Annotated in this window: 27 protein-coding genes and 1 other RNA gene; 13 read left to right on the top strand and 15 right to left on the bottom strand. The window is 61.8% G+C overall.

Annotated features, from left to right (window positions below):
* The first annotated feature begins 15 nt into the window (after positions 1 to 15).
* The 3 genes from KGA89_RS17030 to KGA89_RS17020 all read left to right on the top strand — a co-directional run bounded on the left by KGA89_RS17030 (position 16) and on the right by KGA89_RS17020 (position 1,781).
* Positions 16 to 936, top strand: a complete 921-nt coding sequence (locus KGA89_RS17030; RefSeq protein WP_003206668.1) for an SPFH domain-containing protein — start codon at positions 16 to 18, stop codon at positions 934 to 936.
* Between the two features lie 9 nt (positions 937 to 945).
* Positions 946 to 1,395 carry an NfeD family protein gene (locus tag KGA89_RS17025; RefSeq protein WP_003206671.1) on the top strand — a complete coding sequence of 150 codons (450 nt, stop codon included), beginning with the start codon at positions 946 to 948 and terminating at the stop codon, positions 1,393 to 1,395.
* Positions 1,396 to 1,460: 65 nt separating this feature from the next.
* The gene (locus KGA89_RS17020; protein ID WP_170846005.1) at positions 1,461 to 1,781 is read left to right on the top strand and encodes a DUF2388 domain-containing protein; all 321 of its coding nucleotides are present in this window, start codon (positions 1,461 to 1,463) and stop codon (positions 1,779 to 1,781) included.
* A gap of 119 nt (positions 1,782 to 1,900) precedes the next feature.
* On the opposite strand, the gene gcvH is transcribed toward KGA89_RS17020, so the two are convergent.
* The 8 genes from gcvH to KGA89_RS16980 form a co-directional block, all read right to left on the bottom strand.
* Positions 1,901 to 2,284 carry a glycine cleavage system protein GcvH gene (gene gcvH / locus KGA89_RS17015; RefSeq protein ID WP_223472086.1) on the bottom strand — a complete coding sequence of 128 codons (384 nt, stop codon included), beginning with the start codon at positions 2,282 to 2,284 and terminating at the stop codon, positions 1,901 to 1,903.
* 51 nt (positions 2,285 to 2,335) lie between these two features.
* Positions 2,336 to 3,418, bottom strand: coding sequence for a glycine cleavage system aminomethyltransferase GcvT (gcvT, locus tag KGA89_RS17010; protein WP_003206676.1), 1,083 nt, complete (start codon positions 3,416 to 3,418; stop codon positions 2,336 to 2,338).
* A 155-nt stretch (positions 3,419 to 3,573) separates the two neighbouring features.
* Positions 3,574 to 5,190 (bottom strand): ABC transporter permease, encoded by a 1,617-nt coding sequence (locus KGA89_RS17005; protein WP_223472085.1) that lies wholly within the window; start codon positions 5,188 to 5,190, stop codon positions 3,574 to 3,576.
* A gap of 87 nt (positions 5,191 to 5,277) precedes the next feature.
* Complete coding sequence (locus KGA89_RS17000) at positions 5,278 to 6,282, bottom strand: extracellular solute-binding protein (RefSeq protein ID WP_223472084.1); 1,005 nt, start codon at positions 6,280 to 6,282, stop codon at positions 5,278 to 5,280.
* Positions 6,283 to 6,509: 227 nt separating this feature from the next.
* A complete protein-coding gene (locus KGA89_RS16995) occupies positions 6,510 to 7,727 on the bottom strand; it encodes a 2-octaprenyl-3-methyl-6-methoxy-1,4-benzoquinol hydroxylase (RefSeq protein WP_223472186.1) in 1,218 nt (405 codons plus the stop codon).
* Positions 7,728 to 7,794: 67 nt separating this feature from the next.
* Positions 7,795 to 8,982 carry a 2-octaprenyl-6-methoxyphenyl hydroxylase gene (gene ubiH / locus KGA89_RS16990; RefSeq protein WP_223472083.1) on the bottom strand — a complete coding sequence of 396 codons (1,188 nt, stop codon included), beginning with the start codon at positions 8,980 to 8,982 and terminating at the stop codon, positions 7,795 to 7,797.
* Positions 8,979 to 10,313 (bottom strand): Xaa-Pro aminopeptidase, encoded by a 1,335-nt coding sequence (gene pepP / locus KGA89_RS16985; protein ID WP_223472082.1) that lies wholly within the window; start codon positions 10,311 to 10,313, stop codon positions 8,979 to 8,981. Before pepP ends, ubiH begins: the two co-directional genes overlap by 4 nt.
* A gap of 25 nt (positions 10,314 to 10,338) precedes the next feature.
* On the bottom strand, positions 10,339 to 10,893 hold the full coding sequence (locus KGA89_RS16980; protein ID WP_003206685.1) for a YecA family protein: 555 nt from the start codon (positions 10,891 to 10,893) through the stop codon (positions 10,339 to 10,341).
* Between the two features lie 129 nt (positions 10,894 to 11,022).
* Between KGA89_RS16980 and KGA89_RS16975 the strand changes: the two genes are divergently transcribed.
* The 4 genes from KGA89_RS16975 (at position 11,023) to KGA89_RS16960 (ending at position 12,476) form a co-directional block, all read left to right on the top strand.
* A complete protein-coding gene (locus KGA89_RS16975; protein ID WP_003177365.1) occupies positions 11,023 to 11,232 on the top strand; it encodes a TIGR02449 family protein in 210 nt (69 codons plus the stop codon).
* Positions 11,229 to 11,546, top strand: a complete 318-nt coding sequence (locus KGA89_RS16970; protein ID WP_003177364.1) for a cell division protein ZapA — start codon at positions 11,229 to 11,231, stop codon at positions 11,544 to 11,546. Before KGA89_RS16975 ends, KGA89_RS16970 begins: the two co-directional genes overlap by 4 nt.
* Positions 11,547 to 11,576: 30 nt before the next feature.
* A non-coding RNA gene (ssrS, locus tag KGA89_RS16965) (6S RNA) lies at positions 11,577 to 11,756 on the top strand.
* A 114-nt stretch (positions 11,757 to 11,870) separates the two neighbouring features.
* A complete protein-coding gene (locus KGA89_RS16960; RefSeq protein WP_013694517.1) occupies positions 11,871 to 12,476 on the top strand; it encodes a 5-formyltetrahydrofolate cyclo-ligase in 606 nt (201 codons plus the stop codon).
* A 35-nt stretch (positions 12,477 to 12,511) separates the two neighbouring features.
* Here the strand turns inward: KGA89_RS16960 and KGA89_RS16955 are convergent, their stop codons facing one another.
* Positions 12,512 to 12,658: a hypothetical protein gene (locus KGA89_RS16955; protein WP_223472081.1), complete on the bottom strand. Its 147-nt coding sequence runs from the start codon at positions 12,656 to 12,658 to the stop codon at positions 12,512 to 12,514.
* Positions 12,659 to 12,853: 195 nt separating this feature from the next.
* Between KGA89_RS16955 and KGA89_RS16950 the strand changes: the two genes are divergently transcribed.
* The 4 genes from KGA89_RS16950 (at position 12,854) to KGA89_RS16935 (ending at position 18,188) form a co-directional block, all read left to right on the top strand.
* Positions 12,854 to 13,303, top strand: a complete 450-nt coding sequence (locus KGA89_RS16950) for an EVE domain-containing protein (RefSeq protein WP_003206690.1) — start codon at positions 12,854 to 12,856, stop codon at positions 13,301 to 13,303.
* Positions 13,304 to 13,384: 81 nt separating this feature from the next.
* The gene (locus tag KGA89_RS16945) at positions 13,385 to 14,350 is read left to right on the top strand and encodes an HlyD family secretion protein (RefSeq protein ID WP_223472080.1); all 966 of its coding nucleotides are present in this window, start codon (positions 13,385 to 13,387) and stop codon (positions 14,348 to 14,350) included.
* Positions 14,347 to 17,070, top strand: a complete 2,724-nt coding sequence (rbbA, locus tag KGA89_RS16940; protein WP_223472079.1) for a ribosome-associated ATPase/putative transporter RbbA — start codon at positions 14,347 to 14,349, stop codon at positions 17,068 to 17,070. Before KGA89_RS16945 ends, rbbA begins: the two co-directional genes overlap by 4 nt.
* Positions 17,070 to 18,188 (top strand): ABC transporter permease, encoded by a 1,119-nt coding sequence (locus KGA89_RS16935; protein WP_013694520.1) that lies wholly within the window; start codon positions 17,070 to 17,072, stop codon positions 18,186 to 18,188. Before rbbA ends, KGA89_RS16935 begins: the two co-directional genes overlap by 1 nt.
* Before the next feature lie 67 nt (positions 18,189 to 18,255).
* On the opposite strand, the gene KGA89_RS16930 is transcribed toward KGA89_RS16935, so the two are convergent.
* Positions 18,256 to 18,672 carry a flagellar basal body-associated protein FliL gene (locus KGA89_RS16930; protein ID WP_003206698.1) on the bottom strand — a complete coding sequence of 139 codons (417 nt, stop codon included), beginning with the start codon at positions 18,670 to 18,672 and terminating at the stop codon, positions 18,256 to 18,258.
* A 150-nt stretch (positions 18,673 to 18,822) separates the two neighbouring features.
* On the opposite strand from KGA89_RS16930, the gene KGA89_RS16925 reads away from it, so the two are divergent.
* Both KGA89_RS16925 and glpT read left to right on the top strand, forming a co-directional pair.
* Positions 18,823 to 19,800 (top strand): NADPH:quinone oxidoreductase family protein, encoded by a 978-nt coding sequence (locus KGA89_RS16925; protein ID WP_013694521.1) that lies wholly within the window; start codon positions 18,823 to 18,825, stop codon positions 19,798 to 19,800.
* A 216-nt stretch (positions 19,801 to 20,016) separates the two neighbouring features.
* Positions 20,017 to 21,366, top strand: coding sequence for a glycerol-3-phosphate transporter (gene glpT / locus KGA89_RS16920; RefSeq protein ID WP_003206703.1), 1,350 nt, complete (start codon positions 20,017 to 20,019; stop codon positions 21,364 to 21,366).
* Here the strand turns inward: glpT and KGA89_RS16915 are convergent.
* The 5 genes from KGA89_RS16915 to trxA all read right to left on the bottom strand — a co-directional run bounded on the left by KGA89_RS16915 (position 21,342) and on the right by trxA (position 26,722).
* A complete protein-coding gene (locus tag KGA89_RS16915; RefSeq protein WP_003206704.1) occupies positions 21,342 to 22,010 on the bottom strand; it encodes a gamma-glutamylcyclotransferase in 669 nt (222 codons plus the stop codon). The two genes, glpT and KGA89_RS16915, sit on opposite strands and share 25 nt — an antisense overlap.
* A gap of 322 nt (positions 22,011 to 22,332) precedes the next feature.
* Positions 22,333 to 23,301 carry a CDP-6-deoxy-delta-3,4-glucoseen reductase gene (locus KGA89_RS16910; protein WP_003206708.1) on the bottom strand — a complete coding sequence of 323 codons (969 nt, stop codon included), beginning with the start codon at positions 23,299 to 23,301 and terminating at the stop codon, positions 22,333 to 22,335.
* Positions 23,301 to 24,767: a 4-hydroxy-3-polyprenylbenzoate decarboxylase gene (gene ubiD / locus KGA89_RS16905; protein ID WP_223472078.1), complete on the bottom strand. Its 1,467-nt coding sequence runs from the start codon at positions 24,765 to 24,767 to the stop codon at positions 23,301 to 23,303. Before ubiD ends, KGA89_RS16910 begins: the two co-directional genes overlap by 1 nt.
* Positions 24,768 to 24,891: 124 nt before the next feature.
* Positions 24,892 to 26,151, bottom strand: coding sequence for a transcription termination factor Rho (gene rho, locus KGA89_RS16900; RefSeq protein ID WP_003206716.1), 1,260 nt, complete (start codon positions 26,149 to 26,151; stop codon positions 24,892 to 24,894).
* A 241-nt stretch (positions 26,152 to 26,392) separates the two neighbouring features.
* Entirely contained in the window at positions 26,393 to 26,722 is a 330-nt protein-coding gene (trxA, locus tag KGA89_RS16895; protein WP_003206727.1) for a thioredoxin TrxA, read from the bottom strand.
* Positions 26,723 to 26,780: the final 58 nt, after the last annotated feature.

The following is a 26,780-nucleotide window of genomic DNA, read 5'->3' as shown; positions in this document are numbered from 1 at the left end:
GCACAGGGAACCGTCATGCAGATCGGTAGTGTACTTTTACTTTTCATCGGCCTCGTGGTCGCCATCCTGTTCATGGGGTTCAAGGTCGTGCCCCAAGGCTACCAATGGACCGTCGAGCGGTTCGGCCGCTACACCAACACGCTCAAACCCGGCCTGAATATCATCATCCCGGTGATGGATCGCATCGGGCGCAAGATCAATGTCATGGAAAGCGTACTGGACATCCCGCCCCAGGAAGTCATTACCGCCGACAACGCCACGGTGCAGATCGACGCCGTGTGCTTCTTCCAGGTGGTCAACACCGCCCAGGCTGCCTATGAGGTCAACAATCTCGAGCACGCCATTCGCAACCTGCTGCAAACCAATATCCGTACCGTGCTGGGGTCCATGGAGCTGGACGCGATGCTGAGCCAGCGCGACGGTATCAACGAAAAACTGCTGCGCACCGTCGATGAAGCCACAGCGCCGTGGGGCATCAAGATCACCCGGATCGAGATCAAGGACATCAGCCCGCCGGCCGACCTGATGGCCGCCATGTCGGGGCAGATGAAAGCCGAACGCATCAAGCGCGCCCAGATCCTCGAAGCCGAAGGCCTGCGAGCGTCGGCGATTCTCACCGCCGAAGGCAAGAAGCAGGCGCAAATCCTCGAGGCCGAGGGCAGCCGCCAGGCCGCGTTCCTGGAGTCCGAGGCCCGCGAGCGCCAGGCACAAGCCGAAGCGCTGGCCACCCAGGTGGTGTCCCAGGCGATTGCCGACGGTAACGTCCAGGCGGTGAACTACTTCGTCGCGCAGAAATACATCGATGCGCTGGGCAAACTGGCTTCGGCCAACAACAGCAAGGTAATCCTGATGCCACTGGAAGCCAGCCAGGTCATCGGTGCGGTCGGCGGCATTGGCGAGATCGTCAAGGCCACCTTCGACAGCAAGAAAGCCTGAGGCGCGCGTATGTGGATGTTCCTGCAACACATGTCGTACTGGGACTGGCTGGCGCTGGGCGTCATCCTGCTGATCCTCGAAGTGTTCGGCGCCGGCGGCTACTTGCTGTGGATCGGCATGGCCGCCGCGGCAGTCGGCGTGCTCACGTTCATCCTGCCGCAGATGCCGTGGGAGCTGCAGTTCCTGTTGTTCGGCCTGTTCGCCATCGCGACGGCACTGTACTGGTGGCGACGCCAGCGCAGCGCGGTGCGCCAAAGCGATCAACCGCACCTGAACCTGCGCGGGCAAGAGCTGATCGGCAAGGTCTTCCAGGTTCATGAAGCGATTGTCGATGGCCGCGGCAAGATCAAGGTGGCTGACAGCGTCTGGCTGGCCAAGGGACCCGAGTCGTCCGTGGGCACGCGGGTCAGGGTGGTGGCGCAGGAAGGCGCGGTGCTGCAGGTGGAGCGGGCTGACTGAGAGGTCATGGAACTGAATAGAGGCGCCGGTAATCCAACGTCATAGTTAACCCAGTGGAGTCACCTATCATGCGTCTCAAACTTGCTGTCGCTACCCTAGCCTTGCTGTCTCTTCCTGTTGGCTCGGCAATGGCCGACACGTTTTGGCGTAACGTCATCTCATCCGGTGCGACCACCGGTTCCACCTACCTGACCTTCAAGGATCACAAGCTGATCGTCGCCGCCCAGGATGATGCCGGCAGCTTCGTCGCCAGTGACGGCGGTATTCGTGGCCCTTACCTGGAAGCGGCGATGCAGAAAGTGCGCGCCGACAACCCAGGCCTGCAAGCCACCGACATGGAACTGGCCAACGCTATCCTGGCGAAAAACGCCGTCGCCCAGGACTGATGCCCGGCCAATAAAAAATGCCGCTCGATCGAGCGGCATTTTTTTTGCCGGTGAACACCCCAAGGCTGTCCCAACACTTGTGGGAGCGAGCTTGCTCGCTCCCACAAGTGCAGTCGTCCTTATTCGCCAATAGCAGCCTTGTAGCCTGCCGCATCAAGCAACTTGCCCACCTCGGCCTTGTCGCTTGGCTTGAGCTTGAAGATCCAGGCGCCATACGGATCGGAATTCAGCAGCTCCGGCGAACCGCTCAGCTCTTCATTGACCGCAATCACTTCACCTGCAACCGGCGAGTAGATATCGGAAGCCGCTTTGACCGACTCGACCACACCCGCCGGGTCATTGGCGGAAAAAACCGTACCGACTTCTGTCAGCTCGACAAATACCACATCGCCCAAGGCTTCCTGCGCATGATCACTGATGCCCACGGTGACGGTACCGTCAGCTTCCAGGCGTGCCCACTCATGGCTTTCGGCAAAACGCAGTTCGGCAGGGATATCACTCATATTCTGTGTCCTCAAGAGAAGTGTCAGCGGCCAGCGGCCCGCCGCAAAAGGTTAGATCAGGGTTTTGCCATGGCGGACGAAGGTCGGTTTGACCACCCGTACCGGATACCACTTGCCGCGAATTTCTACCTCGGCACGGTCGGCGGTAGCCATCGGAACACGTGCCAGGGCGATCGACTTGCTAAGCGTAGGAGAAAAACTACCACTGGTGATCTCCCCTTCGCCAACATTGGCGATGCGGACCACCTGATGGGCGCGCAAGACACCCCGTTCTTCCAGCACCAGCCCGACCAATTTGTGCTGCACACCGCTGGCAAGCTCGGCTTGCAGCGCACTGCGCCCGATGAACTGACGGCTCGCCGGTTCCCAGGCGATGCTCCAGGCCATGTTCGAGGCCAGGGGCGAAACATCCTGATTGATGTCCTGGCCGTAGAGGTTCATGCCGGCCTCCAGGCGCAAGGTATCGCGGGCGCCGAGGCCAATCGGCGAAATACCGGCCCCTACCAGGTCGTTGAAGAAACTCGGGGCTTCCTGGGCGGGCAGGACGATTTCCAGGCCATCTTCGCCGGTGTAGCCGGTCCGGGCGATGAACCATTCGCCGTCGGCGCGACCTTCGAAAGGCTTGAGTTGCTGGATGATCTGCCCACGCGGTTGCGTCACCAGTTCGGCAATCTTCTGCCGGGCCTGGGGGCCCTGGATCGCCAGCATCGCCAGTTCGGGGCGCTCATGCAACTGCACGTCGTAGCCACCGAGCTGTGCCTGCATCCAGGCCAGATCCTGATCGCGGGTCGAGGCGTTGAAGACCAACCGATAACCGTCCTCGACACGATAGATGATCATGTCGTCGACGATGCCGCCGCGCTCGTTGAGCATCGCGCTGTACAAGGCACTGCCTGTGTCCTGCAAACGATCGACGTCATTGGCCAGCAAACGCTGCAACCAAACCTTGGCCTGGGGGCCGGCGACATCGATCACGGTCATGTGGGATACATCGAACACTCCGCAGTCGCGACGCACCTGATGGTGTTCTTCGACTTGCGAGCCGTAGTGCAAAGGCATATCCCAACCGCCAAAATCGACCATCTTCGCGCCAAGGGCGAGATGAAGGTCATACAGAGGCGTACGCTGTCCCATGGGTTTCTCCTTCCGGGCTTGGCGAAGGTGCGGACGGGCACTGCATAACGCGAACGTCTGAAAAAAGGAGTTTTCTGACGTTCTCAGTTGCCCGGTCCGACAGACGGACCGCACCGAATGCCGCGCATTGTAGCCGCATGAGGTGGGACTGACACCTAGCTGTTTCGATGGGCCGAACGTCGTATCAATCCGATGACTGGCAACAACCCCACCAGTACCAACGTCAGCGCCGGCAGCGCGGCCCGGGCCCACTCCCCTTCGCTGGTCATCTCGAAGATCCGCACCGCCAGCGTATCCCAGCCGAACGGGCGCATCAGCAGGGTCGCGGGCATTTCCTTGAGCACGTCGACGAACACCAGCAACGCCGCGCTCAAGGTGCCGGGCAACAGCAAGGGCAGATACACTTTGAAAAACAGTCGTGGCCCACTGACCCCAAGGCTGCGTGCAGCCTCGGGCAAGGACGGACGAATTCGCGCCAGGCTGCTCTCCAACGGACCGTAGGCCACGGCCAGGAAGCGCACCAGATACGCCAGCAACAGCGCCGACAGGCTACCCAGCAACAACGGTTTGCCTGCCCCACCGAGCCAGGTCGACAGCGGGATGACCAGCTCACGGTCCAGGTAGCTGAATGCAAGCATGATCGATACCGCGAGCACCGAACCGGGCAAGGCATAGCCCAGGTTCGCCAGGCCGACGCCGGCACGAATCGGGCGGGTTGGCGCCAGCCGTCGGGCGAACGCCAGCAGCAAGGCCACGCAAACGGTGATCAGCGCGGCCAGGCCGCCCAGGTAGAGGGTGTGGACGATCAGCCCGGCATAACGTTCGTCCAGGTCGAAACGACCGCGTTGCCAGAACCACACCACCAACTGCAGCACCGGAATGACAAAGGCACAGGCGAACACCAGGAAACACCAACTGCTGGCTGCCACGGCCTTGAGACCGCGCAACGTATACAAAGCCTTGGCTCGGGGACGCTCGTTGCTGGCTCGGTGGGCACCGCGGGCCCGGCGTTCGCCATAGAGCACCAGCATCACCGCCAGTAACAGCAGGCTGGCCAGTTGGGCTGCGCTGGAGAGGCTGAAGAAGCCGTACCAGGTCTTGTAGATCGCGGTGGTAAAGGTGTCGAAGTTGAACACCGATACCGCGCCGAAATCCGCCAGGGTCTCCATCAGCGCCAACGCCACGCCCGCACCGATGGCCGGCCGGGCCATCGGCAGCGCCACGCGCCAGAACGCCTGCCACGGCGACTGCCCGAGCACCCGTGCGGCTTCCATCAAGCCCTTGCCCTGGGCCAGGAATGCACTGCGCGCCAGCAGATAGACGTAAGGGTAAAAGACCAGCACCAGCACCAGGATCACCCCACCGGTGGAACGGACCCGGGGCAGGCGCAGGCCGCTGCCGAACCATTCACGCATGAGTGTCTGCACGGGGCCTGCAAAGTCCAGCAGGCCAACGAAGACAAACGCCAACACGTAGGCCGGAATCGCAAACGGCAGCATCAACGCCCAGTCGAGCCAGCGTCGCCCGGGGAATTCACACAGGCTGGTGAGCCAGGCGAGACTGACACCCAGCAACGTCACCCCGACACCCACGCCAAGGATCAACGTGAGGGTGTTGCCCAGCAAGCGCGGCATTTGCGTGTCCCACAAGTGGGACCAGATCTGTTGGTCGATGCTCTGCCAGGACAGCAGCAAGACGCTCAAGGGCAACAGGACCAGCGCGGCAATGGCAAAGACCAGGGGGTACCAACGGCGTTGGGCGGGGTGGGCCAAGGGGTGCTCTCGTTTAAATGATGATGCCCGCGCATTCGCGCGGGCACCTATCTTACAACCGCCACAGGGAGCCGTGCCTGAGTTGGATTAATTCCAGCCAGCGCGATCCATCATGCGTATGGCTTCGGCCTGGCGTTTACCCGCGACTTCCACCGGCAGGGTATCGGCCTTGAACTTGCCCCAGGCCGCCACTTCCTTGGACGGCTCGACTTTCGGGTTGGCCGGGAATTCCTGGTTCACGTCGGCGAAGATGCTTTGCGCTTCTGGCGTGGTCATCCACTCCACCAGCTTCTTCGCAGCGTCCGGATGCGGAGCATGCTTGGTCAAGCCAATCCCCGAGAGGTTGATGTGCACGCCACGGTCGGCCTGGTTCGGCCAGAACAGCTTCACCTTCAGGTCCGGCTTCTGCTGGTGCAGGCGGCCGTAGTAGTAGGTATTGACGATGCCGACGTCGCACTGCCCGGCGTTGATCGCCTCAAGCAGCGCGGTGTCATCGGAGAAGACGTCGGTGGACAGGTTCCGGACCCAACCCTTGAGGATCTCCTCGGTTTTTTCCGCACCGTGGGTTTCGATCAGGGTGGCGGTCAGCGACTGGTTATAGACCTTCTTCGACGTGCGCAGGCACAGGCGGCCCTCCCACTCGTCACCCGCCAAGGCCTCGTAGGTGCTCAGCTCACTGGGTTTGACCCGATCAGTGGAGTAGACGATGGTCCGCGCCCGCAGGCTCAAGCCGGTCCAGGCGTGGGAAGAGGCGCGATATTGGGACGGGATGTTGGCGTCGATCACCGGCGAGGTGAACGGTTGGAGGATGTCCATCTGCTCGGCCTGCCAGAGGTTGCCGGCGTCGACGGTGAGCAGCAGGTCGGCGGTGGCGTTCTCACCCTCGGCCTTGATCCGCTGCATCAACGGCGCTTCCTTGTCGGTGATGAACTTCACCGACACGCCGGTCTTCCTGGTGTAGGCATCGAAGACCGGTTTGATCAGTTCGTCGATGCGCGAAGAGTAGACCACCACCTCATCGGCGGCCTGGGCGGCAGTGGTGCCGATCAGGGTCAAGGCGAGGGCGGACAGCAGGCGCTTGGGTGCCGACATGGTAGCGGTCTCTGGATTGTGAACGAAGCGCAAATGATAAGGACTCACATTTGGCATCTCAATCGAACAATGGCTGGACACATTTCCAAATGTTGCAACTTTGAGATGCGCAGTGTTTTTGCGTCCGCCATCGCGGGCAAGCCTTGCTCCCACAAAAGCTCGTCCCACATTGCACACCTGTGGGAGCAAGGCTTGCCCGCGATGAGGCCATAAGCCCCAACCCACACTCAGGCCTTGGCCAGATCCGGCAAATCCCCAATCAACCCCAGCGCCTCGCGCACGAACAACGCCTTGGCCTCGGGCATGCGGTCCACCAGCTTCAACCCGGTATTACGCAACCAGCGCACCGGCAATGGATCGGCCTGGAACAAGCGCTCGAAACCTTCCATCGCCGCCATCAATGCCAGGTTATGGGGCATGCGTCGCCGCTCGTAGCGGCTCAGCACCTTCACGTCTGCCAGTCGTTCGCCACGCCCGGCCGCCTGCAACAGCACTTCGGCCAGCACGGCGGCGTCGAGGAAGCCCAGGTTCACGCCCTGCCCGGCCAACGGATGAATGGTATGGGCCGCGTCGCCGATCAACGCCAGCCCTTCGGCCACATAGCGCTTGGCATGTCGTTGGCGCAGCGGCACGCACAACCGCGGGTCGGCACTCATTACCGTGCCAAGCTGGCCTTCGAAGGCCCGTTCCAGTTCGCTGCAGAATTGAGTTTCATCGAGCGCCATCAAGCGCTGCGCTTCACCGGGGGTGGTGGACCAGACGATCGAGCACCAGTCGTGCTGGCCGTCACGCTCAAGTGGCAGGAACGCCAGCGGACCGTTGTCGGTAAACCGTTGCCAGGCCGTCATTCGATGCGACCGGGCGCTGCGCACGCTGGTGACGATGGCGTGGTGCAGGTAATCCCATTCCCGCGTGGCAACGCCGGTCAGGCGACGCACGGCGGAATTCGCGCCGTCAGCCGCGATGACCAGGGGCGCGCGCAACGTGCGGCCATCGGCCAGGGTCAGCAGCCAGTCATCACCGGAACGACGCATCTGTTCCAGCCGGGCATTGGCCAGCAGGCCCAGGTCGCAGTCATGCAGTCGATCCAGCAAGGCGTCCTGCACAACGCGGTTTTCAACGATGTGCCCAAGCGCCTCGGCGTGCAGGCTGGCGGCCGAGAAATGGATCTGCCCGGTGCCGCTGCCGTCCCAGACGTGCATGTCGGTATAGGGGCTGGCGCGCCGGGCGGTGATGCCGTCCCAGACACCCAGGCGATCGAGGATCCGCTGGCTGGCCGTCGACAAGGCACTGACTCGGGGCTCGAACGCGGCCTGGGGATCGAAGGGTTTGACGCTCATCGGGCTGCCGTCGAGCAACAGCACTTGCAGGCCACTGCCCTGCAACGCCAGCGCCAGGGCGCTGCCGACCATACCGGCGCCGACAATCAGCAGATCTGCACGCAATTCCATGCTCTAAGCCTGTTTTGCTGGCGACATCGGTCGCCCATGAAAAGAAATGACAGCCCCGGCCTCAAGCATCGGGACGCGTCCCCAGCCCCATGGCCTGACGGGCGAACCAGCGCTTGGCCGGCGGCAGCAAGTCGAGGCCCAACAGGCCGAGGTTACGGCCCAGGGACACCAATGGCAGGTTGCTGGCGAACAGGCGCGTGACCTGGTCGGAGAAGCCCACGGTCAGGACCTGATCCATTCGCTGGCGCTCGCGATAGGCTTGCAACACGGCAAAATCCCCAGGCTCGCTTTCGCTGTCGAGCAGGGCATCGGCCAGGGCCTGGGCGTCGCGCAGGGACAGATTGAACCCCTGCCCGGCAATCGGGTGCAGGCTGTGGGCGGCGTTGCCCAGGATCGCCAGGTGCGGACGGACCTGTTCTTCGGCCTCCACCAGCGCCAGCGGGTACAGATGTCGTATGCCCACCTGTTTCAGGGTGCCCAGGCGATAGCCGAACACGCCCTGCAATTCACTGAGGAAACTGCGCTCGTCGAGGGCCGCCAGCCGTTGTGCGTCCATGCCCTGGCGGGTCCAGACCAGCGCGCAACGATTCTCCGGCAGTGGCAACAAGGCCATCGGGCCGTCATCGGTGAAACGCTCGAAGGCCATGCCGTTGTGGGCTTCGCTGGGGGTGATGTTGGCGATCAAGGCGCTCTGGTCGTAGGGTCGACTGCGCACGCCGATACCCAACTGCTCGCGCAGGCTGGAGCGGCCGCCATCAGCCAGTACGGCAAGGTCGCATTCCAGAGTGGTTTCGTCGTCCAGGGTCAAGCGATAACCGCCGACCAGCGGCTCCATGCGGGTGACCTGCGCCGGGCAGCGCCAACTGACCACCTCCGGGTCCAGGCCTTGCCACAGGCACTGGCCGAGCCAGGCATTTTCCACCACGTAGCCCAGCGCCGGCACGCCCTCTTCCATGGCCGACAGCCGCGCCGTGGAAAACCGCCCGCGGTCGGACACATGGATCTGTTTGATCGGTTCGGCGCGGCGGGAAATCTCCTGCCAGACACCCAGGCGTTGATAAATCTGCCGGGCACCGTAGGACAATGCCGAAGACCGAGCGTCGTAGCTTGGCTGCCAGGCATCGCCGGGGGCGAAGGGCTCGATCAGCATGATCTTCCAGCCACGGGCCTTGGCACCGGCCTGCAGGGCCAGCGCCAGGCTCGCGCCGACCAGGCCGCCGCCGACGATCGCCAGATTGACCCGGCTCATGCCACTTGCGTCCGGGCAGCGGCCATCAGGGCCTCGATGTCGGCGACCGTCTTCGGTACGCCGTGGCTCAGGATTTCACAACCGGTTTTGGTCACTACCACGTCATCCTCGATGCGCACGCCAATGCCGCGCCATTTTTTCGCTACGCTGCGGTTGTTCGGGCCGATGTAGATGCCCGGCTCCACCGTCAGCGTCATGCCGACCTCAAGTACCCGCCACTCGCCGCCGACCCGATATTCGCCCACGTCATGCACGTCCATGCCCAGCCAGTGGCCAGCGCGGTGCATGTAGAACGCCCGGTAGGCCTCGCTGGCGATCAACGCGTCCACCTCACCCTCCAGCAGGCCAAGGCGCACCAATCCTTCGGTAATCACCCGCACCGTCGCTTCGTGAGCCTGGTTCCAGTGTTTGTCCGGCGCAATCTGGGCGAACGCGGCTTCCTGGGCAGCCAGCACCACTTCGTAGATCGCCTTCTGCTCGGGTGAGAACTTGCCACTGACCGGCCAGGTACGGGTGATATCGCTGGCGTAGCAGTCGATTTCACAGCCTGCGTCGATCAGTACCAGGTCGCCGTCCTTGAGCAGCGCGTCATTCTGCTGGTAGTGCAGGATGCAGCTGTTGCGCCCCGCCGCGACGATCGAACCATAGGCCGGCATCTTCGCCCCGCCCTTGCGGAACTCATAGTCCAGCTCGGCTTCCAGGCTGAACTCATGCAGCCCCGGACGCGCCGCCTGCATCGCCCGAATGTGCGCCTGGGCGGAAATCCGCGCCGCTTCGCGCATCACTTTCACTTCTGCCGCCGATTTATACAGGCGCATGTCATGCAGCAGATGATCCAGGGCAACGAATTCGTTCGGCGGCTGGGCGCCGAGGTGGGCCTTGGAGCGAATCACGTTGATCCACTCCATCAGGTGCCGGTCGAATTCCGGGTTGCTGCCCATGGCCGAATACACCCGGTCGCGGCCTTCGATCAGGCCCGGCAGGATGTCGTCGATGTCGGTGATGGGAAACGCGTCGTCGGCGGCGTAGTGACGGATCGCCCCTTCCTGGCCGGCGCGCAGGCCATCCCACAACTCACGTTCGGCGTTGCGTTCGCGGCAAAAGAGGATGTATTCGCCATGGGCGCGGCCCGGCATCAGCACCAGCACCGCCTGCGGCTCGGGAAAGCCGCTGAGGTACTGGAAGTCGCTGTCCTGGCGATAGACGTGCTCGACGTCGCGGTTGCGGATCGCAACGGCGGCGGCGGGCAGGATTGCGATACTGTTGGGTTCCATCTGCGCCATCAGGGCCTTGCGGCGACGGCTGTATTCCGATTTCGGGATATGAATCATGGGCAGACGGTGTTCCCTCTAAAAATTAATGCAAGGACGGCTTGGGGGCCGCTGCATCGGTTTTCTTGGTCTCGGTGAACAGCAGCAATGGCGCGACCCGCAGGTACTCCATCACTTCCATGTAGTCGCTTTCGCCGTCATCGGACTCTTCCAGGGCATCCTGGACCTGGGAGATCGCGGCCAAGTCCTGCAACACTTCCTTGGCCTCTTCGCTCAAGGCGTATTCGCGACGGGTCAGGCCGAAGCCGGCGAGGAAGCCTTGGCACCATTGGCCCAGCGCAGCGGCGCGGTCGGCCAAGGGGGCGTCGTCAGTGGGCAGCAGCAGGACGACGGTCATGTCGTCGCTGGTCAGCTCGCCCTTGACCATTTCCTGCAGGCCGATGAGCGCGTTGCGGACGTTGTCCGCCGGCTCGCCTTCCAGCAGTTCGGCGGCGTCGGCCAACCAGCCGTCGGCATCGAAGCCGGCGCCGGCGCAGCTGCGACCGAGCAGCAGGCCATGCAGTTCGGCAGGCGAGACAGGATGACCGCTGGTGCTCAGCAGGGTGGCGAATGCTTGATACGGGGAATTCTGAATGGGCATGGGCAGCTAGGCGCCAGACGGCGCTATGTCTAGAATGGAGGCCTTGTATCCTACATCGACAGACTCGCCAAGACTATCAGAGGCTGTGCGACCCATACCCTCCATCAGACACAATCTTCAGTGGACACAATGGAAGACACCGACCTGCAAGCGCTGATGGCCAGACTCGAACTGCTAATTGACCGGGTCGAGCAACTTAAGAGCCAAAACGGACTCCTATTAGCTCAGGAAAAAACCTGGCGCGAGGAACGCGCGCACCTCATTGAAAAAAACGAAATCGCCCGGCGTAAGGTCGAATCGATGATTTCGCGCCTCAAGGCCCTGGAGCAAGACTCATGAGTTCAAGCAATAGCGTTACCGTGCAGATCCTCGACAAAGAATATTCGATCATCTGCCCCCAGGAAGAGCGTAGCAACCTGGTGAGCGCCGCCCGTTACCTGGATGGCAAGATGCGCGAGATCCGCAGCAGCGGCAAAGTCATCGGTGCCGACCGCATCGCCGTGATGGCCGCCTTGAACATCACCCACGACCTGCTGCATCGCCAGGATACACCGGACCTGCAGGTCAGCGGCTCGACCCGTGAACAGGTGCGCGACCTGCTCGATCGGGTGGATCTGGTGCTCGCCACCGATCCAGACGTCAGCAAGGGCTGATTCGCGAGGCTGCCTGGGGTATACTCGCATCACTCCCTGGGGTGCTTGCCAGTTGGTGATGTCCCTGAGCCGATACGCACAACCACGGGGGTTGCACGTTGGGGCCGGTGTGCATGTCCGCTTGACGGAAAGCCTTAACGCCCCCTGCAACTTCCACCTTGAACTTTCGGGTTCAAGGGCTAAGCCGACAGCGGTTCATCCGGGGAGCCTGATTCCAGACAATGCCAGTCCATGCGGACTGGCATTGTCGTTTCTGGCGCCGGCATTTCTGGGCAGCCTGTTTTGCGGTTACGCTGTGGCATCGCCACTGCGTGAAGCACTGATATGACCGAACCTGCGCTGCTGCCCCGCCCGCAACTTCGACGCCTGCTGCGCCAGGCCCGTCGCGCCCTGACACCCGCCCAGCAACGGCAAGCCGCCCGCGGGCTGTACAAGCAACTGGCCCAGCATCCGCTGTTTCGCCGTGCGCGGCACATCGCCCTGTACCTGCCCAACGACGGCGAGATCGATCCGCGCCTGCTGCTGCGCGCAGCCCAACGCCGGGGCAAGGCTACTTACCTGCCGGTGCTCAGCCCGTGGCCGCAGACCAAGATGGTGTTCCAGCGCATCCACCCCGGCGAAAAAATGCAGCCCAACCGGTTTCGTATTCCTGAACCGCGCAAGAACCTCGCCCGGCAACGCAAGGTCTGGACGCTGGACCTGGTGCTGTTGCCACTGGTGGGGTTTGACGATGCGGGAGGTCGATTGGGCATGGGCGGCGGCTTTTATGACCGCAGCCTGGCGTATCTGGCGCGACGCAAGCAGTGGCGCAAGCCGACGCTATTGGGGCTGGCCCATGAATGCCAGAAAGTCGAACGATTGGCGCAGGCAAGCTGGGACGTGCCGCTGCAGGGAACGGTCAGCGACAGGCAATGGTATATCGCGGGGTAGACGCCGCGGTCATCAGCGGCGCCAGGAAAGCGGGTTCAGCGTTTGAACGATGACGCGGGCTGGGTGATTTCCATCGGCGCGTCGGTCTTGTTGGCCCACAGGCTTTGAGCGTAACCCGTGGTCACGACACCTAGACCGAACAGAATGACCAAGATCCACAACAAATCCGGTTTGCGTTTCATCGATTGCCCCCCTCAAGGCATATCACACACGATGACAGCAGCGGTTTTCTTATTGGCCGTGCAGCAGCGTCAAGCTTGGAAGGCCGGCATTTTGCGGCAACCGGCCCCGACACGCAAACTCTGGCGTCAACCGACTGTCGGTTTGTCATAAAATCGCTGAACTATTTTTTTCAACACCGCCAAGGAGTAGCAATCATGGCCTATTGGCTGATGAAGTCCGAGCCCGACGAATTATCCATCCAAGGCTTGGAAAAGCTCGGCCAGGCACGCTGGGACGGGGTTCGCAACTACCAGGCGCGTAATTTCCTGCGGACCATGGCGGTGGGCGACGCGTTCTTTTTCTACCACTCCAGTTGCCCCGAGCCAGGCATTGCCGGGATCGGCCGGATCGTCCGCGCGGCCTACCCCGATCCGACAGCGCTGGAACCCGATAGCCATTACTTCGACCCCAAGGCCGGCCCGGACAAAAACCCCTGGACCGCGATCGACGTAGCCCACGTCGAAACGTTTCCCCACGTGCTGAAGCTCGACTACCTCAAGCAACAGACCGCGCTGGCTGAAATGCCACTGGTGCAGAAAGGCTCGCGACTGTCGGTGATGCCTGTCACGGCCGAACAGTGGGCCGCAGTGATTGCCCTGCGCTGATCGCCGATGAGTTGATGGATATCAAGCTGGATCGGTCATTGATCCCGCAGACTTCGATGCTATAGCCGCAGGATGCCGGACATGTCGACGAACCATCGTACCTCGCGTTTTTTTGCCTTTGCCTTGATGACCGTGTTGCTGGCCGCCGGCGGTTTCGGCTACTGGAAGTCACGCCACGATCGCCTGCCGGAAGGCTTGAGCATGGGCAACGGCCGCCTGGAGGCCACCGAGGTCCAGATCGCCAGCAAGACGCCCGGACGCCTGGCCGAAGTTCATGTCGACGAAGGCGACAACGTCATCAAGGGCCAAGTGCTGGCGCGCATGGACACCCGCACCCTGGAGGCCCAGCGCAATCAGGCCGAGGCCGAAGTCGTGCGTGCCCGACAGAACCTTGCCGCCACCGAAGCCAACGTACAGTTGCGCCAGAGCGAACAATTGCTCGCTCACCAGGAACTCAAGCGGACCCAGGAACTGTTCAAGCGCGGTTACGCCAGCGGCCAGGTCATCGACCAGCAACAAGCCCGCGTCGACACCGCCAACGCTGCGGTCAACGCCGCTCGGGCCCAGGTATCGGCGGCGAATGCGGCCATCGGCGCGACCCTGGCCCAAGTGGCCCAGCTCACCAGTGAAATAGATGACAGTACGTTGCGGGCGCCACTCGACGGCGTGATCCAGTTGCGCCTGGCCGAGCCGGGTGAAGTGCTGGGCGCCGGCGGCCGGGTGTTGCTGATGATCGATCCGAACGATCAATACATGAACCTCTACCTGCCGGCCTCGGTGGCCGGAAAACTGGCGGTGGGCAATGAAGCGCGCCTGCTGCTCGACGCCCTGCCCGAGCGACCGCTGCCGGCCAAGGTCAGCTTCGTCGCGGCCAAATCCCAGTTCACCCCGAAAGAAGTCGAGACCCGTGATGAACGCCAGAAACTGGTGTTCCGCGTCAAAGTACACCTGACCCAACCCGGCGAAGTGCCCCAGGCCAAACCCGGCATGCCCGGTGCCGGCTATGTACGCACCGCCCCCATCGACTGGCCGGCCAACCTGCAATGAGCACCGTCCTCGACGAGGCATTGCACGCCTCGGGCATCGAGCATCGCTACGGCCAGCAGGTGGCATTGAGCGATATCGCCTTCAGCCTGCCCGTCGGCACTCGCTGCGGCCTGATCGGCCCGGACGGCGCCGGCAAGTCGAGCCTGCTGGGGCTGATTGCCGGAGTGAAGAAACTCCAGCACGGCCAACTGGACGTGCTCGGCGCCTCGATCGACGACCGACGCCATCGCAACACCCTCTACCGACGCATTGCCTTCATGCCCCAAGGGCTTGGGGGCAACCTTTACCCGGACCTGTCGATACGCGAGAACATTCGCTTCTTCGGCACGCTGTTCGGGTTATCGCGGGCAGACTGCGAACAACGCATGGGCACTTTGCTGCTGGCCACCGATCTGCAGCGTTTTGCCGATCGTCCGGCGGGCAAGCTGTCCGGCGGCATGAAACAGAAGCTCGGCCTGTGTTGCGCGCTGATCCATGAACCGGACCTGCTGATTCTCGACGAACCCACCACCGGCGTGGACCCGCTGTCCCGGCGGCGCTTCTGGGAACTGATAGAAGACGTGCGCCGACAACGCCCGCAACTGACCCTGCTGGTCGCCACCGCGTACATGGAAGAGGCCGAACAGTTCGAGCATTGCCTGATGCTCGACAACGGTCGCTTGATCGCCAAGGGCCTGAGTGCGGAGCTGGCCAAGGTCACCCCGGACGGCAAGCTCGATTCGGCCTTCACCCATTTCCAGGGCGACAGCGGCCGCGATGCCGAGCCGCTGGTGATCCCCCCCAGGAGCGCCAACACCATCGACATTGCCATCGAAGCCCACGACCTCACTTTGCGCTTCGGTGATTTCACCGCCGTCGACAACGTCAGCTTCGCGATTGGTCGCGGCGAGATCTTTGGGTTCCTGGGTTCCAACGGTTGCGGCAAGACCACCACCATGAAGGTGCTGACCGGGCTGATCCCTGCCAGCGAAGGCAGTGCCCGGCTGCTGGGCAACCCGGTCAACGCCAAGGACCTCGCCACCCGCAAGCGGGTGGGTTTCATGTCCCAGAGTTTTTCGCTGTACGGCGAACTGAGCGTGCGCCAAAACCTGGAGCTGCACGCCAAGCTCTTCGACCTGCCCACGACGGACAGTCGCCAGCGCATCGACGAACTGATCCAGCGCTTCAATCTCCAGGCGCTGGCGGACCAGCCTTCCGGCTCGCTGCCACTGGGCCTGCGCCAACGTTTGTCCCTGGCGGTGGCAGTGTTGCATCGCCCGGAAGTGCTGATCCTCGATGAGCCGACCTCGGGTGTCGATCCGGCTGCGCGGGATGATTTCTGGCGGCTGTTGATCGAGTTGTCTCGCGAACAGGGCGTGACAATTTTCCTTTCCACCCATTTCATGAACGAGGCCCAGCGCTGCGATCGCATTTCGCTGATGCACGCCGGCAAGGTCCTGGCTTGTGACACGCCGGCGGCCTTGCAGGCGCAGTTCAACGGCCAGACGCTGGAAGCCGCGTTCGTCACCTGCCTGGAGAAAGCCCAGGGCGAGACGCAACAAGACGCCGCTCCCGTGACCCTCGACAGTGCCGACGCCCCCCGGGACCGGCGCGGCCTGAGCCTCGGTCGCCTGTGGGCCGTTGCCAGCCGGGAGGGCAAGGAGCTGCTGCGCGACAAGGTGCGGATGGCATTCGCCTTGCTGGGCGCCTTGTTCATGATGGTGGTCTTCGGCTTCGGTATTTCCCTCGATGTGGAGAAACTGGCCTTCGCCGTGTATGACCAGGATCAGAGCCCGCAAAGCCGTGCCTACCTGGAAGCGTTCCGCAGCTCGCGCTACTTCGAGGAGCAGCCGATCATCCGCGACGCGAAGGAGCTGCATCGACGTTTGCAGCGCTCGGAGATCAAGCTGGCCCTGGAAATCCCCCCTGGGTTTGGACGTGACCTTTACGCTGGCCGCCAGCCGACAGTGGGCGCCTGGCTGGACGGCGGCATACCGTTTCGGGCCGAGACCAGTCGCAACTACGTCCAGGCCGTGCACCAGGCCAACCTTGAGCAACTGGCCGAACTCAGCAGCCGCGCACCGAACCGGCAACCCGGCGCGACGCTGGAGACGCGCTTTCGCTACAACCAGGACGTGGTCAGCGTCAACGCCATCGGCCCTGGGGTCATGGCGCTGATCCTGGCGTTCATTCCGGCCATGTTGACGGCGCTGGGCATCGTGCGGGAGAAGGAGCTGGGTTCGATCACCAATTTCTACGCCACGCCGCTGACCCGCCTGGAGTTCCTGCTGGGCAAACAAGTGCCCTACCTGGCGGTCAGCCTGATCAACCTGGCCCTGCTGACAGCGATGAACCGCTGGCTGTTCGGTGTGCCGTTCAAGGGCAGCGGCCTGACGCTGGCGGTGGGCGGCCTCCTCTATGTACTGGCGACCACCAGCATGGGGCTGCTGATCTCGGCGTTCACCCGCACCCAGATCGCGGCGATCCTCGGCACCATGATCATCACCAGCCTGCCGACCATCCAGTTCTCGGGGCTGATCGTGCCGCGTTCGTCCCTGGACGGCGCGGCCTCGGTGATGGGCCAGTTGTTTCCCGCCGGTTATTTCCTCGATATAGCCGTCGGCACCTTCACCAAGGCCCTGGATCTGCGCCAGCTATGGCCGCAATGCCTGGCGCTGGGCGGGTTTTTCCTGGGTTTCACCGGGCTCAGCCTGATCATGCTGAAAAAGCAGGAGGCCTGATGCACACGCTTTCACATATCTGGCGTCTGGGGCTCAAGGAACTGACCAGCCTGCGGTACGACTCCGTCCTGCTGCTGTTTTTGGGCTACGCCTTCACGGTGGCGATCTACATGCCGGCCGCCGGTTCGGTAATCGGCGTCCACAACGCCAGTGTCGCAATAGTGGACGAAGACCAGAGCCATCTCTCGCGCCAATTGGCCCAGGTCCTGCAACCGCCGGAGTTCCAGAACCCGGTGGCCCTGCCCTATGCCGAACTGGACAAAGTCATGGACAGTGGCCGCTACACCTTTGTCATTAATGTGCCCGCCAACTTCCAGGCCGACCTGCTCGCAGGACGCGAACCGACGCTGCAACTCAACGTCGACGCCACGGCCATGAGCCAGGCGTTCATGGGCGCCGGCTATATAGGACGGATTTTCCAACAGGAACTGACGACCTACGCCGGCCAGGCACAAACGAGCGAAGCAACACCCGTGAGGCTGACCACGCGTTCGCTGTTCAATACCAACCTGGAAGGTGGCTGGTTCCTGGCGGTGATCCAGATCGTCAACAACATCACGATCCTGGCCATCATCCTGACGGGGACCGCGCTGCTGCGCGAGCGCGAGCACGGCACCCTCGACCACTTGCTGGTGCTGCCGCTGACGGCATTGGAAATCATGCTGGCGAAAATCTGGAGCAACCTGCTGGTGGTGGTACTGTGCACATGGGCGTCGCTGGAAATCATCGTCAAGTTCGCCTTGGGGGTTCCACTCGCCGGCTCCATGGTGCTCTTCCTGCTGGTGACCGCACTCTACCTGTTCGCCAGCACCTCACTGGGCATCTTCCTCGCCACCCTCGCTCGTTCGACGCCGCAGTTCGGTTTGCTGGCGATCCCGGTCATCATCCCGATGCTGCTGTTGTCGGGCGGCAGCACACCGCTGGACAGCATGCCGCAATGGTTGCAATGGGTGATGCAAGGCTCGCCCTCGACGCATTTCGTCAGCCTCAGCGCGGCGATCCTGTTCCGTGATGCCGGCCCTGGCGTGATCTGGCCGGACCTGCTGGCGCTGGCGGCCATCGGGCTTTTGTTCTTTGCAATCGCCCTGGCCCGGTTTCGGAAAAGCCTGGCGTCTTGACGAAAAAAAGCAGCCTTGGGCAGCGCCAGGAGATCCGGGCACTGCCAAAGGCTGCGATCGAGCCGGTTTACTGAATGATCAGGTTGTTGAACAACAGGTCATCGACCATCGGCTTGCCGGTTTCGTCGTTCATCACCTGCTGGGTCTGCTTCAACGCTTCCTGGCGCAGCTTTTCCTTGGCTTCCAGGTTATTCATGGCCTCGGTGGTCTGCTGGGCGAACAGCGCCACCAACTGGTTGCGAATCAACGGTTCATTGGCCTTGACCGCCGCCGCAGCAGCATCTCCCGTCACACGCAGGGCCACATCGGCCTTGTAGACCCTCAGCTTCGCCGAACCGTCGAGCCCATAGTTGCCGACAAAGGGTGGGCTGAGGGTGATGTAGCTGACCTTCGGCGCCTCACCTTCCTTCGCTTCCTTGCCCTCTTCGGCCATCGCTGCCACAGGCAACGACAGGGCCAGCATCAACATGATCCACGCTTTCACAATTGATTCCTCATCCGGTTTGCGGCCCAGCATACCGCCCCGCCGTTCAAGCACAAGCTTATAGCCGGCTATCAGGGCAGGGCATGCTCGTTGACCCGTTGTCTCTCACACCTACACTTATCGGCCATCACTCCCAAAGGAATAGCCCTGATGAAAGCCGTGCTGTGCAAAGAATTCGGCCCCGCCGATTCGCTGGTGCTGGAAGACGTCGCCAGCCCCGTCGCCAAGAAGAACGAAGTGCTGCTGGAGGTGCATGCCGCCGGGGTGAACTTCCCTGACACGCTGATCATCGAGGGCAAATACCAATTCAAGCCACCCTTCCCGTTTTCCCCAGGAGGCGAAGCCGCCGGCGTGGTCAGCGAAGTGGGAGAGAAAGTCAGCCACTTGAAGGTTGGCGACCGGGTGATGGCGCTGACCGGCTGGGGCAGCTTTGCCGAACAGGTGGCGGTACCTGGCTACAACGTGTTGCCGATTCCTGCGTCCATGGATTTCAACACCGCCGCCGCCTTCAGCATGACGTACGGCACCTCGATGCACGCCCTCAAGCAACGGGCCAACCTGCAACCCGGCGAAACCCTGCTGGTGCTCGGCGCATCCGGTGGTGTCGGCCTGGCGGCGGTGGAGATCGGCAAAGCCATGGGCGCCCGGGTGATCGCTGCCGCCAGCAGCGCAGAGAAACTCGCCGTGGCGAAGGCTGCTGGCGCCGACGAATTGATCAACTACAACGAAACCAGCCTGAAGGATGAAATCAAGCGTCTCACCGACGGCCAGGGTGCCGATGTGATCTACGATCCGGTGGGTGGCGACCTGTTCGACCAGGCCATCCGCGCCATCGCCTGGAACGGCCGGTTGCTGGTGGTCGGCTTCGCCAGCGGACGCATCCCCGAACTGCCGGTGAACCTGGCCCTGCTCAAGGGCGCCGCCGTGGTGGGTGTGTTCTGGGGCTCCTTCGCCCAGCGCCAGCCTCAGGACAACGCCGCCAACTTCCAGCAATTGTTCGGCTGGTTTGCCGAGGGCAAGCTCAAGCCGCTGGTGTCGCAGGTGTACCCGCTGAGCAATGCGGCACAAGCCATCAATGATCTTGGCCAACGCAAGGCGGTCGGAAAAGTGGTGATTCAGGTTCGCTGATTGCTTACCTGAATTGTTTTATACCGGGCCGTAACCCTACGACCCGGTTTCGCCATTCCCACACCGCCCTTCAGTTATACCTGAGCGACATGTTCATAAAAGAACACAACATCTCCAACATTCCTGCTTTTTTGTTGATGCGAACCGATGCTATTTTCGGTAACGAAACTGTAACATTCGCATCCGCAGTCAAAACAAGAAATTTGGAGCTCTTGAATGTTTGCTTTCTTTCGCCCTGCCGCACATCAGGCTCCATTGCCTGAAGAAAAAATAGACAGCACCTATCGACGCCTTCGCTGGCAGATTTTCGCCGGGATTTTCATTGGGTATGCGGGTTACTACCTGCTACGCAAGAACTTCACCCTGGCATTTCCGGATCTGATCGCCCAAGGCTATACAAAAGGCCAACTGGGGGTGGCGATGTCGGCGATCGCGATCGCCTACGGCCTTTCCAAGTTTTTGATGGGCATCGTGTCCGACCGCTCCAACCCTCGTTACTTCCTGCCCTTTGGCCTGATCGTGTCCGCCGGCGTCATGTTCGTTTTCGGTTTCGCACCGTGGGCAACCTCCAGCGTGACCATGATGTTCATCCTGTTGTTCATCAACGGTTGGGCCCAAGGCATGGGTTGGCCACCTAGCGGGCGCACCATGGTCCACTGGTGGTCGCAGAAAGAACGCGGCGGTGTGGTTTCGGTATGGAACACCGCCCACAACGTCGGCGGCGGCCTGATCGGTCCACTGGCGATACTTGGCATGGGCTGGTTCAACGACTGGCACAGCAAGTTCTACGTACCGGCAGCCGTGGCGCTGCTGGTCGCTGTATTTGCCTTCATTGTCATGCGCGACACGCCGCAATCGACGGGCTTGCCACCCATCGAGAAGTACAAGAACGATTACCCGGAAGGCTACGATGCCAGCCATGAAGAAGAATTCAGCGCCAAGGACATCTTCGTCAAATACGTGCTGCGCAACAAAATGCTCTGGTTCATCGCGCTGGCCAACGTCTTCGTCTACTTGTTGCGCTACGGCATCCTGGATTGGGCGCCGACCTACCTTAAAGAGGTCAAGCACTTCAACTTCGACAAGACGTCCTGGGCTTACTTCCTGTACGAGTGGGCCGGTATTCCCGGCACGCTGCTGTGCGGGTGGATGTCGGACAAGATCTTCCGGGGCAACCGTGGCCTGACGGGCATGGTGTTCATGGCATTGGTGACCGTTGCGACGATCGTTTACTGGCTGAATCCGCCGGGCAACCCGATGGTCGACATGATCTCGCTGTTCGCGATCGGCTTTCTGATCTACGGTCCGGTCATGCTGGTAGGCCTGCAGGCGCTGGAGCTGGTGCCCAAGAAAGCGGCGGGCACGGCTGCCGGCTTTACCGGTCTGTTTGGTTATCTCGGTGGTTCGGTCGCGGCCAGTGCCATGATGGGCTACACGGTGGACTATTTCGGCTGGGATGGCGGTTTCATCCTACTGGTTGTCGCCTGCCTGCTGGCGATGGCCTTCCTCGCGCCAACCCTGTGGCACAAGCAGATCGCCAGTCAGAGCCGCGAAGCGGTCGCCTGATCCAGCGCTGATTTGCAGCGCTTGAGCCGCGCCTCCAGATTCCGGTCTGGCATGGCGTGGCTGCGCAGGGCGTGGATGGTCTGCTCGACATAATCGCGAGTGGTGCCGTAACGCCCACAGGCGCTTTCAAATACCTGGCTCAGCACATGGTCCGGCAGGTTGCCGGCATAGCTGGGCAGGTGTCGCTCCAGCACGAACCCCAAGGCTTGCACCCGGCTGCCATCCTCGAGACGGCAACTGAGCCAGTGCGGGCGATAGGACGGGACCGGCATCTCGCGTTGCCACAAGGCAAACAGCGAGTCCTCGAGATTCTCCTCCGGCAATCGGTAGGCGAAACCGCTGCACGAGCCGCCGCGATCCAGCCCGAACACCAGCCCCGGCAACTCCGGTGTACCGCGATGCTCGTGGGACCACAGGTACAAACCGCGATGATAACCATGGACCCGGCCGCGCATCCGCTCCACCGCCGTGCATTCGGGCCGCCAGATCAATGAACCGTATGCGAACAGCCAGACCGGACCGCCCTGGTGGAGGCTCATGGTCAATTGCATCGAGGCGAGCAGTTGCTCACGGGTCAATTGCGGCCCCAGCTCGAGTCGTGGCGGGTACAAGGCACAGCTAATGGCGGATTCGATAGCGGTCATGGCCGGTAGCGTTTGGCTCCTCGCGGGTCAAAGAGTTCGGTCGCGCGCCGTCATGATGCTGGCGCACATAGAGATCAAGGCAAGTTGGATGCCACTCCTGCCTATGATGTTGGCATATACCTTAACGACATCTAGTGCGCACGCTAAATATCGAATAGATATATCGTCAGGCCTATAACCCTGTGGGATCAAGGCTTACCCGCGATGAGAGTGATGCGGTCTTTCAGAGACCAAGTTGCCTGTTTCGCGGGCAAGCCTTGCTCCCACAAAGTGGAAATTCCCTCGCCACAAAAGCAGACCTCAGGCAAATTTCAAGAGTGGCTCAAGCCCGCGGCGCATACGCAAACACGTCGGCGCGCATTTGATGGGCGTCCATGCCGGCTTCCACCAGCGCATCGAGCGTGGCGTAGATCATGGCCGGCGAGCCGCTGGCGTAGACGTGCACGCCGGAAAGATCGCTGATGTCCTCGCACACGGCTTCGTGGAGCATGCCGCAGCGCCCTTCCCAGCCGCACAAGTCGCTGACGACTTTATGCAGGAACAGGTTCGGCAGTTTTTTCCATTCGTCCCAATGCTCGATTTCATAGAAATCTTCCGGCCGCCGCACACCCCAATACAGGTGCACCGGGTGCTTGAAACCCGCTGCCCGGCAATGCTCGATCAGGCTGTGCATCTGCGCCATGCCGGTTCCGGCGGCGATCAACACCAACGGTCCGTCCGGCAGTTCGGACAAATGCGTGTCGCCAAAAGGCATCTCGATACGCACGCTGGGGTTGCGTCGCAGTTGCTCCAGCAGGGCTTGTGCACTGCTTTCGCGCACCAATACGTGTAATTGCAGCTCGCGCCCCGAATGTGGTGCCGAGGCCAGGGAGAAGGCCGATTTTTCGCCGTTTTCCCGTTCGATCATCAGGTACTGCCCGGCGTGATAGCGCGGCGGCTTGCCGGCCGGCGCACGCAGGTGCACGCGCCAGACATCGCCCCCCACGTCGGCGCACTCGACCACCTGGCACGCCAGGTTGCGTACCGGTAGCTCACCCGGCGACAGCACGCCATCCCACAACACCACGCAGTCCTCCAGCGGCTCGGCGATGCACGTGAAGATCTCACCATGATCGCGCACCTCGCCCGCCTGCTCCACGCGGCCTTCCACCAACAACGCGCCACAGACATGGCAGTTGCCGTTACGGCAGCTTTGCGGGCATTCATAGCCCAGGCGCCGCGCGCCATCGAGAATCCGCTCGGCGGGCCGGATCTCCAGCACCGCCCCGGAAGGCTGCAAGGTTACACGCATCAATCTATTCCTAACTGATTCCAGATGGCATCGATCCGTTGGGTAACGGCCTCATCCTTGACGATAACCCGGCCCCACTCACGGGTGGTTTCACCGGGCCATTTATGCGTGGCATCGAGCCCCATCTTCGACCCCAGGCCGGACACCGGCGAGGCGAAGTCGAGGTAGTCGATCGGCGTATTCTCGATCATCACCGTGTCGCGCTTGGGGTCCATGCGCGTGGTGATGGCCCAGATCACGTCGTTCCAGTCCCGTGCGTTGATATCGTCGTCGGTGACGATAACGAACTTGGTGTACATGAACTGTCGCAAAAACGACCAGACACCGAGCATCACCCGCTTGGCATGCCCGGGATACGACTTCTTCATGGTCACCACGGCCATGCGATACGAACAGCCTTCCGGCGGCAAATAGAAATCGGTGATTTCCGGAAACTGCTTCTGCAGGATCGGCACGAACACTTCGTTCAACGCCACCCCCAGAATAGCCGGCTCATCGGGCGGACGACCGGTGTAGGTGCTGTGGTAAATCGGCTTGATCCGATGGGTGATGCGCTCGACGGTGAACACCGGGAAGCTGTCAACTTCGTTGTAGTAACCGGTGTGGTCGCCGTACGGACCTTCATCAGCCATTTCACCAGGATGGATCACCCCTTCGAGGATGATCTCGGCGGTGGCCGGCACTTGCAGGTCGTTGCCGCGGCATTTCACCAGTTCGGTGCGGTTGCCTCGCAACAGGCCGGCGAACGCATATTCGGAGAGGCTGTCAGGCACCGGCGTGACGGCACCGAGGATGGTCGCCGGGTCCGCGCCCAGGGCCACCGACACCGGGAATGGCTGGCCGGGGTGTTTTTCACACCACTCACGGTAGTCCAGTGCGCCGCCGCGATGGCTCAGCCAGCGCATGATGACCTTGTTGCGAGCAATCACCTGCTGACGATAGATGCCCAGGTTCTGGCGATCCTTGTTCGGGCCTTTGGTAACGGTCAGGCCCCAGGTGATCAGTGGCCCTACATCAGCCGGCCAGCAGGTCTGCACCGGGAGCATGGACAGGTCGACATCTTCGCCCTCGATCACCACTTCCTGGCAGATCGCGTCCTTGACGACTTTCGGCGCCATGGAAATGATCTTGCGGAAAATCGGCAGCTTGGACCAAGCGTCCTTCAGGCCTTTGGGCGGCTCGGGCTCCTTGAGGAACGCCAGCAGCTTACCGATTTCGCGCAGTTCGCTGACGGCTTCGGCACCCATGCCCAGGGCCACGCGTTCCGGCGTGCCGAACAGGTTGCCCAAGACCGGAATGTCGTAGCCCGTCGGGTTTTCGAACAACAGCGCCGGGCCTTTTGCACGCAGGGTGCGGTCGCAGACCTCGGTCATTTCCAGGACGGGGGACACCGGCACCTGGATGCGCTTGAGTTCGCCGCGCTGTTCCAGCCCGCTGATAAAGTCGCGCAAGTCGCGATACTGCATGCAAAAGCCTCATGGTGGCCGTGGCGTTCGGGGGCCCGAGTTTAACGCCGCCCGTCCAGAATAGTGAATGCACAGATAGCAAAAAGCCGGGTTTCCCCGGCTCTTGCTGGCCTGTCTTGTCGAGTTACTTGCGTTTCATCGACAGGAAGAACTCGTCGTTGGTCTTGGTCGTCTTCAGCTTGTCGACCAGGAACTCGATGGCGGCGACTTCATCCATCGGATGCAGCAGCTTGCGCAGGATCCACATGCGCTGCAACTCGTCATCGGCGGTCAGCAACTCTTCGCGGCGTGTGCCGGAACGGTTGATGTTGATGGCCGGGAATACACGCTTCTCGGCGATACGGCGATCCAGAGGCAGCTCCATGTTGCCGGTGCCCTTGAATTCCTCGTAGATCACTTCGTCCATCTTCGAACCGGTTTCAACCAGCGCGGTGGCGATGATGGTCAGCGAACCGCCTTCCTCGATGTTCCGCGCGGCGCCGAAGAAACGCTTCGGTTTTTCCAGCGCGTGGGCATCGACACCACCGGTCAGCACCTTGCCGGAGCTCGGGATCACGGTGTTGTAGGCACGGGCCAGACGGGTGATGGAGTCCAGCAGGATCACCACGTCCTTCTTGTGCTCGACCAGGCGCTTGGCCTTCTCGATCACCATTTCGGCAACCTGCACGTGGCGGGTCGGCGGCTCGTCGAACGTCGAGGCGACCACTTCGCCGCGCACGGTGCGCTGCATCTCGGTCACTTCTTCCGGACGTTCGTCGATCAGCAGCACGATCAGGTGAACTTCAGGGTTGTTACGGGCGATGTTGGCCGCGATGTTCTGCAGCATGATCGTCTTGCCCGCTTTCGGCGGCGCCACGATCAGGCCACGCTGACCCTTGCCGATGGGTGCGCACAGGTCGATGACACGACCGGTGAGGTCTTCGGTGGAACCGTTGCCGGCTTCCATCTTCATGCGCACGGTCGGGAACAGCGGGGTCAGGTTCTCGAAGAGAATCTTGTTTTTCGCGTTTTCCGGACGGTCGAAGTTGATCGTGTCGACCTTGAGCAGGGCGAAGTAACGCTCGCCTTCCTTCGGAGGGCGGATCTTGCCAACGATGGTGTCACCGGTGCGCAAGTTGAAGCGACGGATCTGGCTCGGCGAGACGTAGATATCGTCTGGGCCGGCGAGATAGGAAGCGTCTGCGGAGCGAAGGAAGCCGAAGCCGTCCTGGAGAATCTCCAGCACGCCATCACCGGAGATTTCCTCGCCGCTTTTCGCGTGCTTCTTGAGCAGGGAGAAAATCACGTCCTGCTTGCGCGAACGGGCCATATTTTCTATGCCCATCTGTTCGGCCAATTCGAGCAGTTCGGTAATCGGCTTTTGCTTGAGTTCAGTCAGATTCATATAGGAATGACGTAATCATTTATGGAGGGGGGAAATTAAGCTTTTGGCTTAATGAGGCCGCGCCGCGGAGAAGGCGACAGGATCGCGTACTTATTCGAAAGGAGAGCGTCGGCGACGGCTTGCAGGGGGCAATGGAGAAACCAGTGCGGGGCCGAATGTACCACCTGGGTTTGCAAGCGTCTAGCCCCGAATAACGAAAAAGCCCCGCGATTTGCGGGGCTTTTCCAGTGGCATTCGGCGCTTAGATGTTGGCGTCGAGGAAAGCAGCCAGTTGCGACTTCGACAGCGCACCCACTTTGGTGGCTTCGACGTTGCCGTTCTTGAACAGCATCAGGGTCGGGATACCACGTACGCCGTGCTTGGCCGGAGTCTCCTGGTTTTCGTCGATGTTCAGCTTGGCAACGGTCAGCTTGCCTTTGTAGGTCTCGGCAATCTCGTCCAGGACCGGGGCAATCATTTTGCAGGGACCGCACCACTCAGCCCAATAGTCGACCAGTACCGCGCCTTCGGCCTTGAGTACGTCAGCCTCGAAGCTAGCGTCGCTAACGTGTTTGATCAGATCGCTGCTCATGGAAATCTCCGGGGTTGTCAGCAAAAAAACGTGGCCCATCATAGCGGCCCTTCCCGGG

Origin of the sequence: Pseudomonas sp. A-RE-22 (assembly GCF_019956035.1) — a bacterium.
GTDB classification, from domain to species: Bacteria; Pseudomonadota; Gammaproteobacteria; order Pseudomonadales; family Pseudomonadaceae; genus Aquipseudomonas; species Aquipseudomonas brassicacearum.
The sequence above is the reverse complement of the archived record's forward strand: the minus strand, read 5'-3'. Positions and strand labels throughout refer to the sequence as shown.

Excerpts from the sequence above, each read along its gene's own strand:
- KGA89_RS17030 (WP_003206668.1), top strand. The coding sequence starts at position 16 with ATGCAGATCGGTAGTGTACTTTTACTTTTCATCGGCCTCGTGGTCGCC.
- KGA89_RS17025 (WP_003206671.1), top strand. The coding sequence starts at position 946 with ATGTGGATGTTCCTGCAACACATGTCGTACTGGGACTGGCTGGCGCTG.
- gcvH (WP_223472086.1), bottom strand. The coding sequence starts at position 2,284 with ATGAGTGATATCCCTGCCGAACTGCGTTTTGCCGAAAGCCATGAGTGG.
- gcvT (WP_003206676.1), bottom strand. The coding sequence starts at position 3,418 with ATGGGACAGCGTACGCCTCTGTATGACCTTCATCTCGCCCTTGGCGCG.
- KGA89_RS17000 (WP_223472084.1), bottom strand. The coding sequence starts at position 6,282 with ATGTCGGCACCCAAGCGCCTGCTGTCCGCCCTCGCCTTGACCCTGATC.
- ubiH (WP_223472083.1), bottom strand. The coding sequence starts at position 8,982 with ATGAGCCGGGTCAATCTGGCGATCGTCGGCGGCGGCCTGGTCGGCGCG.
- pepP (WP_223472082.1), bottom strand. The coding sequence starts at position 10,313 with ATGATTCATATCCCGAAATCGGAATACAGCCGTCGCCGCAAGGCCCTG.
- KGA89_RS16980 (WP_003206685.1), bottom strand. The coding sequence starts at position 10,893 with ATGCCCATTCAGAATTCCCCGTATCAAGCATTCGCCACCCTGCTGAGC.
- KGA89_RS16975 (WP_003177365.1), top strand. The coding sequence starts at position 11,023 with ATGGAAGACACCGACCTGCAAGCGCTGATGGCCAGACTCGAACTGCTA.
- KGA89_RS16970 (WP_003177364.1), top strand. The coding sequence starts at position 11,229 with ATGAGTTCAAGCAATAGCGTTACCGTGCAGATCCTCGACAAAGAATAT.
- KGA89_RS16960 (WP_013694517.1), top strand. The coding sequence starts at position 11,871 with ATGACCGAACCTGCGCTGCTGCCCCGCCCGCAACTTCGACGCCTGCTG.
- KGA89_RS16955 (WP_223472081.1), bottom strand. The coding sequence starts at position 12,658 with ATGAAACGCAAACCGGATTTGTTGTGGATCTTGGTCATTCTGTTCGGT.
- KGA89_RS16950 (WP_003206690.1), top strand. The coding sequence starts at position 12,854 with ATGGCCTATTGGCTGATGAAGTCCGAGCCCGACGAATTATCCATCCAA.
- KGA89_RS16945 (WP_223472080.1), top strand. The coding sequence starts at position 13,385 with ATGTCGACGAACCATCGTACCTCGCGTTTTTTTGCCTTTGCCTTGATG.
- rbbA (WP_223472079.1), top strand. The coding sequence starts at position 14,347 with ATGAGCACCGTCCTCGACGAGGCATTGCACGCCTCGGGCATCGAGCAT.
- KGA89_RS16935 (WP_013694520.1), top strand. The coding sequence starts at position 17,070 with ATGCACACGCTTTCACATATCTGGCGTCTGGGGCTCAAGGAACTGACC.
- KGA89_RS16925 (WP_013694521.1), top strand. The coding sequence starts at position 18,823 with ATGAAAGCCGTGCTGTGCAAAGAATTCGGCCCCGCCGATTCGCTGGTG.
- glpT (WP_003206703.1), top strand. The coding sequence starts at position 20,017 with ATGTTTGCTTTCTTTCGCCCTGCCGCACATCAGGCTCCATTGCCTGAA.
- KGA89_RS16915 (WP_003206704.1), bottom strand. The coding sequence starts at position 22,010 with ATGACCGCTATCGAATCCGCCATTAGCTGTGCCTTGTACCCGCCACGA.
- KGA89_RS16910 (WP_003206708.1), bottom strand. The coding sequence starts at position 23,301 with ATGCGTGTAACCTTGCAGCCTTCCGGGGCGGTGCTGGAGATCCGGCCC.
- ubiD (WP_223472078.1), bottom strand. The coding sequence starts at position 24,767 with ATGCAGTATCGCGACTTGCGCGACTTTATCAGCGGGCTGGAACAGCGC.
- rho (WP_003206716.1), bottom strand. The coding sequence starts at position 26,151 with ATGAATCTGACTGAACTCAAGCAAAAGCCGATTACCGAACTGCTCGAA.
- trxA (WP_003206727.1), bottom strand. The coding sequence starts at position 26,722 with ATGAGCAGCGATCTGATCAAACACGTTAGCGACGCTAGCTTCGAGGCT.